General features: G+C 64.2%; 9 protein-coding genes and 4 pseudogenes. 9 read left to right on the top strand and 4 right to left on the bottom strand.

Annotated elements, in window-relative coordinates; translation table 11 throughout:
- Window positions 1-443 (top strand): LytR C-terminal domain-containing protein (locus ACLQI9_RS12890; protein ID WP_442391735.1); only part of this gene is annotated, 443 nt, incomplete at its 5' end.
- A gap of 6 nt (window positions 444-449) precedes the next feature.
- Here ACLQI9_RS12890 and ACLQI9_RS12885 read toward each other — a convergent pair.
- A pseudogene (locus ACLQI9_RS12885) lies at window positions 450-614 on the bottom strand (helicase associated domain-containing protein); the annotation flags it as partial.
- A gap of 45 nt (window positions 615-659) precedes the next feature.
- A complete protein-coding gene (locus ACLQI9_RS12880) occupies window positions 660-1,256 on the bottom strand; it encodes a TetR/AcrR family transcriptional regulator (protein ID WP_442391736.1) in 597 nt (198 codons plus the stop codon).
- Between the two features lie 247 nt (window positions 1,257-1,503).
- Between ACLQI9_RS12880 and ACLQI9_RS12875 the strand changes: the two genes are divergently transcribed.
- The 3 genes from ACLQI9_RS12875 to ACLQI9_RS12865 all read left to right on the top strand — a co-directional run bounded on the left by ACLQI9_RS12875 (window position 1,504) and on the right by ACLQI9_RS12865 (window position 3,539).
- On the top strand, window positions 1,504-1,920 hold the full coding sequence (locus ACLQI9_RS12875) for a hypothetical protein (protein ID WP_442380717.1): 417 nt from the start codon (window positions 1,504-1,506) through the stop codon (window positions 1,918-1,920).
- Window positions 1,917-2,342 (top strand): hypothetical protein, encoded by a 426-nt coding sequence (locus tag ACLQI9_RS12870; RefSeq protein ID WP_442380715.1) that lies wholly within the window; start codon window positions 1,917-1,919, stop codon window positions 2,340-2,342. Before ACLQI9_RS12875 ends, ACLQI9_RS12870 begins: the two co-directional genes overlap by 4 nt.
- Window positions 2,343-2,651: 309 nt before the next feature.
- Window positions 2,652-3,539: a TauD/TfdA dioxygenase family protein gene (locus ACLQI9_RS12865; RefSeq protein ID WP_442380713.1), complete on the top strand. Its 888-nt coding sequence runs from the start codon at window positions 2,652-2,654 to the stop codon at window positions 3,537-3,539.
- Between the two features lie 476 nt (window positions 3,540-4,015).
- Here ACLQI9_RS12865 and ACLQI9_RS12860 read toward each other — a convergent pair.
- Window positions 4,016-5,064: pseudogene (locus tag ACLQI9_RS12860) on the bottom strand (response regulator transcription factor); the annotation flags it as partial.
- Between the two features lie 180 nt (window positions 5,065-5,244).
- Between ACLQI9_RS12860 and ACLQI9_RS12855 the strand changes: the two are divergent.
- From ACLQI9_RS12855 to ACLQI9_RS12840, 4 genes and pseudogenes are all read left to right on the top strand, one after another.
- The gene (locus ACLQI9_RS12855) at window positions 5,245-6,519 is read left to right on the top strand and encodes a serine hydrolase domain-containing protein (protein ID WP_442380711.1); all 1,275 of its coding nucleotides are present in this window, start codon (window positions 5,245-5,247) and stop codon (window positions 6,517-6,519) included.
- 594 nt (window positions 6,520-7,113) lie between these two features.
- Window positions 7,114-7,710, top strand: coding sequence for a recombinase family protein (locus ACLQI9_RS12850; RefSeq protein WP_442391734.1), 597 nt, complete (start codon window positions 7,114-7,116; stop codon window positions 7,708-7,710).
- A 321-nt stretch (window positions 7,711-8,031) separates the two neighbouring features.
- Window positions 8,032-8,859, top strand: a complete 828-nt coding sequence (locus tag ACLQI9_RS12845; protein ID WP_442380707.1) for an SDR family NAD(P)-dependent oxidoreductase — start codon at window positions 8,032-8,034, stop codon at window positions 8,857-8,859.
- Between the two features lie 143 nt (window positions 8,860-9,002).
- Window positions 9,003-10,118, top strand: a pseudogene (locus ACLQI9_RS12840) (CapA family protein); the annotation flags it as partial.
- Between the two features lie 181 nt (window positions 10,119-10,299).
- On the opposite strand, the pseudogene ACLQI9_RS12835 reads toward ACLQI9_RS12840, so the two are convergent.
- Window positions 10,300-10,391: pseudogene (locus ACLQI9_RS12835) on the bottom strand (formyltetrahydrofolate deformylase); the annotation flags it as partial.
- Window positions 10,392-10,464: 73 nt separating this feature from the next.
- Between ACLQI9_RS12835 and ACLQI9_RS12830 the strand changes: the two are divergent.
- The coding region (locus tag ACLQI9_RS12830; RefSeq protein WP_442380705.1) for an adenosine-specific kinase at window positions 10,465-10,756 on the top strand (292 nt) is incomplete at its 3' end.

Raw genomic sequence — 10,756 nt, 5'->3', positions numbered from 1 at the left:
CGACCGGGCTACCCCTGCGGGCCATGGTGATGGTGCTGCTGTTTCTCGGTGTCATTTTTTTGCTGGTGGGTTTCCAAGCGATGGGATCGGGCGCCAACTCCGATGACGACTCGTCGGGATCAACGGTGACGACGAGCACCATGGCGCCGAAAACCTCGGCGAGACCTGCGGCAAAAGCGGATGTACGGGTCTACAACATCTCCAGCCAACAGGGGATCGCCGGGCGCACCGCCGACCAGCTGAAGCAGGGCGGCTACAACGTCACAGCGGTCGACAACCTGTCGTTGCCCAACGTCTCGGCCACCACCGTGTACTTCGGTAGCGGGCCCGGCGAACGCGAAACCGCCGACGCCGTGGGCCAGCTATTGAAAGCGCCTGTCCAACCACGGATTCCCGAAGTCGCCGGCCAGCCGCCCGGTGTCATCGTGGTGGTCGCGAGCTGAACGGCATCAGCCCGGCCCCGAGAGTCGGCGCTGACGGTCGGCCTCAAGGGTGTCCTTGGTGTAGTTGTCGCGCTGCGTGTTGACCCACGCACCGAATCTGCAGTCATCGATGGCGTAGGAGATCGGGACTCGGGCGTCACCGTGGCGTTCGACGTAGTCCAGAAGTCGGCGGAACCCTTCCTCCTACCGGTCGGCGCGCGGCGTCGCCGCCTGTAGTCAGCGACCGCCGCGTTGGCGACGATTGGGGCCTGGCTCTTGCTGCGGTGGATCTGAGACGAGTTCGCGGAACTTGGACATCATTTCGTCGAGTAGGGCCAGCGCCAGTGTGCGCGTGTGTGGTGGATCGTTGGACCGCGCGATCTCAAACGACAGCTCGGTGAGTGCTCCGTGCATTGTGGCGGTCAACATGACGGGTGAATGCTTGATCAGGCCCGCAGCGACGAAGCTGCCGATTACTTCGCGGATGACATCTGCGAAGTTGTCCTGGTAACGTCCGCGCCATCGCTGCCATCCGACTGCCGCGGGGGCTTCCTTCAAGACCACCGCCTGGTATTCCGCATCGGTGTAGACGTCGAGGAGCACCACGATGGCCGCCCTTGCCTGCTCCCATGGATCATCGTGACAGGCGAGAGCATCTGCTACGCGGCTGACGCCATCGCTTTGCAGACCGTCGAATATCGCCATGAATAGCCCCAGTTTGCTGCCGAAGTGGTGTTGCAGCGCACCGCGGGTGACTCCGGCCCGCACACAGATCTGCAGACCGGTGATCTCGGGGTAGGGCTGGGTAGCGAACAGCTCCCGGCCAGCTTGCATGATCACCTGCCGGGTCGCTTCTGCGTTCCTGTCGCGTCGCGTGCTGGCCGGTATCAAGGTGCGCCTCACACATATGCTACGTTCACCATGAATGCTAGATTCGCAGTGAATATCGGTTGTGAATGGTCCTGAGTAAATTCCGGCATCCAGCGTGGTGGTCGAGCGCTAAGGCACGGCCGCGCTGAGGCGATGCCAGCCTGAAGCGTGAATCTATTGGCCTGCCTGCTTGCGTGACGGTGGAGGTGGCGTGCTCGGCCCCGGAGAGCTTGAGCTTGAGCAAAAGCTGCAGATAAAGCCCGGCCAAAGTGTGGCGGTGGTCAATGCGCCGCCCGAATCGGGGTTGAGGCTGCTAACGACTGGTGGCCCGAACCCGGATCAGGCTGATGTGGTCATTGGCCTCGGAGTCCGGCCCGCGGACCTGGCATGGCTCAGGCCCGTATATGCGGCCGCCCGCGCTGGCCGCCTGGCCTGGGTCAGCTACCCCAAACCCGGTCAGCCGGGGACCGATCTTCGCCGGGACTGGCTAGTCCGAGCCCTTCGCCAATACGGCGTTGAGGCGGTCCAGGACGTGTCGATCAACGGCACCTGGTCAGCACTGCGGCTGCGCCCGACCAAGGCTGACCGCCAACCCGACACTTCCACGGCTAACAAGGACAGCAAGTGAGCCACAAGAACAACGACCAGACGTCCCAAGAGGACACCGGGGACACCACCTTCCTTTCCTACGCCGACTTCTTCGGCGAGCTCGACGCTTCGGCCGCTGGCGCCGCCGAGGCGGGGGTGGGGGAAGTCGAAGGGTTGCCGAGCGGCGCGGCCCTGCTTGTCGTGCGGCGTGGCCCCAACGCCGGATCGCGGTTCCTCCTAGAGGCCGCGCGAATCCGGCCTGGCCGTCTTGAGACGCGCGGTGAAAAACGCGGTCGACCGACAACGCCTACCGTTGATGTATGGCCGCCGTCGGCGAGCTTGTGCAGTCCACCACGGGGCAATGGATGGTCAGGCCACCGCAGCGTTGCCCGCGCGGTCACCGGCTGCGGCCGGGACACATGCTGGTCGGGTCGATCGCGTGCTCATGCGGCCGACATTTGACATGGCGTTGCGAGTGCGGCGCGGTCGCCTACGGGCCTGCGCTCGGCGAGGGGTGCAGCCTGCTCGACGGGCCTGCGCGCGTCCGATAGGCCGAAAGCGGGCATGGGCGAGGTCTAATCTGGGGCTGGCGCGACAAGCAGTTACCCGACGGCACGGGAATTCGTCTGAGATACACCCCTTGAGCAGCCGCCTACAGCATGCCCTCGGCCTGGTCGATGTTGCACAACCGACGCTCCAAGTCCTCCGTTGCCCGGGGCTCGTTTTGGGTGGAGAGTCGTGCTCAAACCTGGAATGCGATGGAGGGCGCCGATGGAAATCGTGCCGTTGGGTCCGGGCTTTGCAGCGGAACTGCGCGGAGTGAACATCCACGACGTTGCGGCAAGCGAGGCCGCATACACGGCGGTGCGCGCGGCGTTCGAGGAGCACTCGGTTCTGGTCCTTCGCGACCAGGACGTCACCGATGAAGCGCAGCTTGCCTTCTCGCGCCGCTTCGGCCCGCTCGAGGTCACCAAGGTGAGTTCGGATGGCTACGGCACCAACCTCGTGATCCTCAAGACCCTCGACGAGAAGGGCAACGTAGCGCCGGAAGATCACCGGCTCGCTTTAGAAAATAAGGCGAACCAGCTCTGGCATACCGACAGTTCGTTCAAGCGGGTGCCGGCGCTCGCTTCGGTGCTGTCGTCGCGCATCATTCCGGGGCGGGGGGGCGAGACCGAGTATGTCTCTACCCGGCTCGCCTTCGAGCGCCTCGATCCGGCGTTGCAACGGCGGCTGGAAAATTCCTTCGCCTGGCACGAATACGCCTATTCGCGCGGCAAGATCGCGCCCGACCTTGCCGGCCCGGCGGAGCGGGCGGCGCTGCCGCCACAATGCTGGCGTCTTATTTGGAAGAACCCGATCAATGGCCGCAAGGCGCTGTACATGGCCTCGCACACCTACGCGATCGAGGGCATGGAGCTGAAAGCGGCGCGGGAGCTGCTCGCCGAGCTGACGGAGGCGGCAACCGCCCCTGGTGCGAGATATCTGCACTCGTGGCGCAAGGGCGACGTGGTGATGTGGGACAACCGCGCGACCATGCATCGCGGTCGGCCGTGGCCGGCGCCGGAGCCGCGCTACATGGTGCGGACCACGATTTCCGCGACGGCCATAGACGGGCTCGAGGCCATGCATGCGCCGCCGTGCCAGGCGGCGGAATGACGGCGCGGCGCGCTCGCGCTAGACCTACGTCGTCAGCATCACTGCCAAGTCAAGGAAGAGCGCAACACGTTGCGTGGGTGAGCCCGCGACAGCGGCGAAGGTGTAGACGCTACCCGCGGCCACCGACAACGCCTAGCGTTGTGTATGGCCGCAATCGGCGAGCTAGTCCGCTCGACGTCGGGTCAGTGGATGGCCCGGCCGCCGCTACGGTGCCCGCGCAGCCACACGCTACGGCCGGGGCGGATGCTCGTCGGGAGCGTCTCCTGTTCGTGCGGCCGGCATCTGACCTGGCGCTGCGAATGTGGCGCTCTCACCTACGGGCCGGCGCTGGCCGAAGGGTACAGTCTACTCAATGGCCCTGCGCGCGTTCGCTAGTCGCGCCGATTCGTATGCCCTTGCCGTCCAAGTTGTTTCAGTCGATCGGTGAAGCGTTGCGAACCGCACGTTAGCATCTTTGGCTGCGCTTGCGGCGGTGTTCAGGTGTGGCGGGCTGCTTCTTGAACCAGTTGTACGCGGGAGCTCAGGCCGAGTTTTGTGTAGACGTGGGTGAGGTGGGCGGTGAGACGAACAGCCGGGTGGCGATGTCCTTGTTGCCGAGGCCCTCCGCGGCGAGTCGGACGACGTCGCGTTCGGTGGGGGTGAGCGATGCCCAGCCGCTGGTGGGGCGTTTGCGCTCGCCCCGGCCGCGTTGCACGTAGGCGATCGCCTCCTCGGTGGACAATGCCGCGCCCTCGGTCCATGCGGATTCAAAGTCCTTCTCACCCATTGCATCTCGCAGCGCCGCTACCGAGGCTTCGTAGCCGGCGTCCCAGATCTTGAACCGGACCGCGCCCATACGCTGCCGGATGCCGTGTGCCGCGCCGAAGAGCCGGGCGGCTTCGCGGTGATTGCCGGCGTCCACGGCCAGAATGCCGAGGAATTCGAGGATGTCGGGGATGAACAGATACGCCTCGACTTCGGCGGCACGCGCGAGCGCGTCGTGGGCGTCGTGCTCGGCCTGCTCCGGCTCACCTTGCGCGATCGCCACGCGAGCGCGCGTGGTCAGCGCCATCGCCGAGTACCAGCCCGTCGTTGTTGAAACGGCGTCGTCGGCCCAGCGACGGGCCGCGGCCAGATCCCCGCCCGCCAGCGCCACCTCGGCATTGAAGGTACGCTGCAACGCCGCCGTCTGGGGCTGGACGCGCATGTGCTGCCAGGCCGCCTCGCTCGCGTCTACCGCTGCTTCAACATCGCCGGCCGCCATGGCCGCGAGTGCCGACACCCCGTAGCCGATGGCCTCTTGCCACCCGCGGACCTCCGCGGCGGCCTCCAGGGCCATGTGGGCGGCGGCCCGGGCCGCAGCCGTATGACCCTGACATGCCAGCACGAGGCCCTGGCCCGCGAGGCCATGCTGCTCTTGGATCCCATCGTGAGCTGCCTCGGCGTCGGCAACTGCGTTCCGGAAGTGGCCGAGGTCTTCGACTGGACCGGCCGGCTGTGCGGCTCGCGCGGGTGGCGTTACGAGGTGTGGAGCGGTGCCGATGCAACCAGCGCGTCAGCCGCCCGGCTCGCTGGCGCGGCCTAGGGTCTGCGCGGCGATCATCGGCACGCAAAGCTTCGGGATCGTCGCACATTGCTGACGAAGCCGCTACGACATTGACGTGCGTTCCGCGCCGCCGGAAAGCTAGGCGCAGACCCGGATGTCCCGTCGCGGAGGAGGTCGGTAGTGGTCGCTTCTGGCCTGGCTTCACCCTTGCGGCTTGGATGGCTTCGGATTCAGATTGTCGGCGCCGTTGTTGGCGTTGCCTTACTTGTCGGCGCGTGCAGCTGGGGGCCGTCGCCGAGCCCACCATCGTCGGCCACCTCGACCGCTCGGTTTACGCCGATCGATCAGACGACGCTGCAGGCGCGGGTCGCCTCGATGGCCAGGGAGATGCTCGTGCCTGGGGCGGTCGCGTTGGTGCGCTCACCCGGCGGTGAGATCAGCACGACGTACGGCACCACCACGGTGGGTGGCAAAGTTCCGGTGTCGTTGGCGGATCACGTCCGGATTGGATCGATCACCAAGTCGTGGACCGGCACCGTGATCCTGCAGCAGGCCCAGGAGGGCAAGCTCAGCCTCGATGACCCGGTGTCGAAGTTCCGCCCCGATGTTCCGGGCGGTGACCACATCACCATCGCCGAGTTGTTGAACATGCGCAGCGGTCTTTATAACTACAGCGAGACGCGCGAACTAAACGAGATGGGCGACAGCAATCCGCAGAAAGTGTGGAACTCAGACGAATTGCTCGCGCTGGCCTATAGCCATCGGCCGTACTTCGCACCCGGAACGGGCTACCACTATTCGAACACCAACACGATATTGCTGGGGCGCATCGCCGAGACGCTTGACGCTAAGCCGCTGTCGCAAGTGTTCCAGGATAGGTTGTTCACCCCACTCGGGCTCAAGGACACGCTGTTTCCGGCCAGTACCTCGAGCGCCATCCCGGACCCGCATCCCCAGGGGTATATGTATGGCAACAACGTGCTGACCATGGGCTCACCAGCGGCAGTACCGCCCGACATGCAGGCGGCAGCAAAGGCCGGCACGTTGCAGCCCAGTGATCAGACATCCCTGAACCCGTCGTGGGCCTGGGCGGCAGGCGCCGGCATCTCCACGGTGGCGGACCTGGCTTCCTGGGCTGAGGCGTTGGCCGAAGGGAAACTGCTCGATCCCGACATGCAAGCCAAGCGGATCACCAGCCTGCAATCAACGGACCTGGCACAACCCGATGCGCCGCAATACGGGTTAGCCATCGCGAAATTCGGTGCGCTGTATGGGCATACCGGTGAAGTTCCGGGCTTCAATACCTTCGCCGGCACCGACCCCCAAAACAAAGTGACGGTCGTAGTCTGGGTCAACCTGGACCCGACCGCCGATGGTCGGGCAGCGGCCACGCTCATCGCCAAAGGTCTGATCGACGAGATGTACGGGTCATCGCCTCCGACACCCACCCGCTAGAGCACTGATGCCTTGGATTGAGGGCTTCAACCGCTGCGGGCGTTACTCGTACAGGTTGGCGTGTTGGTGCTAGGCGTTGGCAGCGCCAATGCCGACATCATTCCTTCAACGTGGGCTGGAGTAAGCCAGTCTACGAATGCCGATGGCACCATTGACTCGCTCCCTGTCACTCTTGTGCTCGACAGCAGTGACCCAATCTCAGGCGTCATGAAGATAATTGGGCCGCAACATACGTGCACTTTCCAACTATCGGAAGCTATGCGCTCGTCTACTACGAACCGGGTAGTTAACGGCTATAACACCGCTGGACCGTGCGGCGGAGATAATGTCACTTGGTCGGTCATCCTCAAGCCTGATCAAATGACCGGCTCTCTTGTGACTCATCCACAGAATACCTTCACACTGAGGCCCGGCTAACGGCGTGAACAGAGCGAACGTCGGCGGCTGCGATGTCCCAGGCAATATCGTGTGTATCAAAATAGACACATACGAGACACCCCCCGAGGTGGGAACCGCCGCTTCGATATCCCAGGTCACGATGTCTCGAATGTTGGTCTCAGAAATACCCGTCTCGAATCCCACGTTTAGTGGTTTATGAAGCAGTCATCTACCGGCATAGTGACCGAGGGTCAGCGGATCGGATACATCAGGGTAAGCACCGTTACCCAGACCCTCGATCAACAGCGGGAGGCGCTCGAGAAGGCCGGGGTCGCAAAGACCTTCTCCGACACTATGTCTGGTGGGCGAGATGACCGCCCGGGCCTGGCCGAGCTGATGGCCTACGTCCGGGAAGGGGACATCGTGGTGGTTTGGAAGCTGGACCGGCTGGGCCGCAATACACTCCATATCCTTGAAACCGTCAAGGCGCTCACCGACCGGGGTATCACCTTGGTGTCGGTCACCGATGGCATCGATTCCTCAACTGCCGCAGGCAGAATGATGATCGGCGTCCTGAGTTCGCTGGCCGAATACGAACGCGAACTGATCAAGGAGCGCACGGCACTCAAGCGGGCCGCGTCCCGGGCCAACGGCACCAGGTTCGGGCGGCCCCGAAAGGTCTCGCAGGGCGAACACATCGCCACCGCCAAGCGGATGAAGGCCGACGGCCACACCGGCAAAGACATCGCCAGGTATCTAGGGGTCAGCCGAGCGACGTTGTATCGGTACCTCAGTGAGGTCCGCGCCGCCTGAACCCGTCGGAGCCGTACGCCTGCTACGCCTCGCCAGGTCGGGGTAACTTGCCCCTGTAGCAACCGACGCGAGGGAGACTATCCGCGCCATGTCGAAGACGAACGCCAACCTGATCTGGAAGATCGCCGACCTGTTGCGCGGCTCTACCAGCCGAACCAGTACGGCGAGCTGAGCCAGGGCCCCGTGGGCGACGATGTGGCCGGGATCGACGCGAACGTTTAGTGAGGGACATTCGTTGAGCACCTTGACGCCCGAGCTGCGGGCCGAGATCATCGCCTGCACCGAAGAACGCATCCGAGCACGCCGCACGGAGGAAACGCCATGGAACTCAAAGGAAAGACCGCGATCGTCACTGGCGCAGGCCGGGGCATCGGTGAGGGGATCGCCAAGGCCGTGGGGCGCGAGGGCGCCAACGTGGTCGTCAACAACAGGAGCATGGACGCCGCCGAGGTGGTGGCCGGGGCCATCGAGCGTGACGGCGGCTCGGCGATGGCCTACCAAGCCGACGTGACCAACACAGACGAGATCACCGCGATGGTCGACGCCACCGTCGAAAGGTTCGGGGCCGTCGACATTCTGGTCAACAACGCCGGCATCCAGTCCACCCCCAGACTTCTCAAGGACATCACCGAAGAGCAGTGGGACCGGGTGCTCAAAGTCAACCTCAAGGGCGTCTTCCTGTGCTGCAAGGCAGTGATCCCGGTGATGATGAAGCAGAACAAGGGCCGCATCATCAACATCAATTCCGGGGCTGGGCGCCGGATGACGTTTTTCGGCAGCGCCGACTACACCGCGTCCAAACACGGAGGAGTCGGTCTCACCCAGCATCTGGCCTGGGAACTGGCCGACAGCAACATCACCGTGAACGCGATATGCCCGGGCGCGACACTTACCCCGTTGGCCGAACAGGGCTCCACACCCGAGTACCGCGAAATGGTCAGGAAGCGGCTTATTCCGCTCGGCCGGTGGTGCACGCCCGACGACATCGCCGGAGCTGTCATCTATTTCGCCAGCGATCGCGCCGACATGGTGACGGGCCAACTACTGGATGTCGACGGCGGAGCCATGACCGGCTATGGCGAAGACGTGCGCCCCCTGATCCGACAGCGCATGGAAGAAGAGCAGGCAAAGGCACGAGGCCCTGCCTGAACAACCAGGAGTTGAGTCATCTGTTACAGGGCCTCGGCCATCGGCGGGGGGGTTTTTTTGTGGTTGCGCCAGTCGCTGCGTCGGGCAGATCCTTGTATTGCTTGTGCTGAAGAGCTTTCGGCTGTGGCGACGGGTGGTTCGAGGTGGCCGTTGATTCTGATGTGGTGACGCTGCTGTTAGGCGGTGACGTCATGCTCGGTCGCGGCGTCGATCAGATTCTTCCGCACCCCGGGGACCCGGCCTTGCGTGAGCGCTGTGTCGATGATGCCCGTCGATACGTCGAGCTGGCCGAACGGGTGAATGGGCCGATTCCCCGTCCGGTCGACTGGAGGTGGGCCTGGGGTGACGCGCGAGCGATCCTTGACGACCTTGCTCCCGATGTTCGTCTGATCAATCTGGAAACCACGATCACCGCCGAGGGTGAATTCGCAGACCGCAAAGGTTTTCACTATCGGATGCACCCTGGCAATCTCCCCGCACTGACCGCGATCCGGCCCGACGTCTGCGCCCTGGCCAACAACCACACTCTCGATTTCGGCCACCGTGGGCTGGCCGACACGTTCGATGCTCTGGCCGCAGCGGGTATTCACGGTATCGGGGCGGGAGCCGACTTAGAAACCGCACAACGCCTGGCGGTGGTGGCGGCCCACGGTGAACACCGGGTGGTCATCGGTTCGGTTGCGATGAAATCCAGTGGGGTGCCCGAATCGTGGGCGGCGCACCGCGATGGGCCGGGGGTGTGGTTGATCGGGGATCCGTCGGCCCGTGGAGCCGTAGATGATGTCGCGGCAGGGGTGCTGGCGCACAAGCGCACCGGCGATGTCGCGATCGTGTCGGTGCATTGGGGACCGAATTGGGGCTATGGCGTGGGATTGAATGAAACCCAGTTCGCGCACCGGTTGATCGACGCCGGTATCGATATCGTGCACGGTCATTCCTCACACCATCCCCGGCCGATCGAGATTTACCGTGGCAAACCGATCCTGTACGGGTGCGGCGATGTCATCAACGACTATGAAGGCATCGGCGGCTACGAGTCCTACCGCCCCGACCTCAGACTGCTGTATCTGATCTCGATCGATCCCGGCGACGGTGAACTGGCCGCGCTGCGGATGCTTCCACTGCGCCTGCGGCGAATCCGACTTGAGCGCGTTCCGCAGACCGACGCGGAATGGCTGCGCGCAACGATCGAGCGCATCAGCTGCCAGTTCCGGACCTGTGTCGTGGCGGGATCCGACGATTTGCTGGTCGTCCACCCGAGGCGGCGCGAACCCGCCGATGACTCATCCGGATCACCGCCGCCGGAGCCATCGCCAGCGCTGCCGACGACCAAAAAGCCTGAACGCCATCTTTGGCTGCAACGAATCACGCACCGGGTGCCTCATCGATGATCACCGATGGGACCGCCGTCCAACACGGTTGCGGGCACGTCGGCTCCCGTCAGAAGACGATCGTCTGGTTGCCGTATCGGATGATGCGGTCCTCGCAATGCCACAGGACCGCTCGGGAAGCACCGCGCCCTCCACGTCGGCGCGCCCGCAAAGAGGACTGTTCGGATTCCGAGCACCGGACGTGGCTGTCGCGTGGCGGTGGCAGCATGTGTGTGTGACCACGACGACGCTTTCCTGGGATGTGGTGCCCGTTGACAAGCCGGACGATGTCAATGTCGTGATCGGGCAGGCGCACTTCATCAAGACGGTCGAGGACCTGCATGAGGCGATGGTGGGGGTGAGCTCGTCGCTACGGTTCGGGCTGGCCTTCTGCGAGGCCTCCGGGCCACGGTTGGTTCGCCGCACCGGGAATGATCCTGAATTGGTCGAGCTCGCGACCCGCAATGCGCTGGCCATTGCCGCCGGGCACTGCTTCGTGATCTTCTTGCGTGACGGGTTCCCGGTCA

The sequence above is a fragment of the Mycobacterium sp. genome (assembly GCF_052143115.1).
GTDB lineage: Bacteria > Actinomycetota > Actinomycetes > Mycobacteriales > Mycobacteriaceae > Mycobacterium.
The sequence above is the reverse complement of the archived record's forward strand: the minus strand, read 5'-3'. Positions and strand labels throughout refer to the sequence as shown.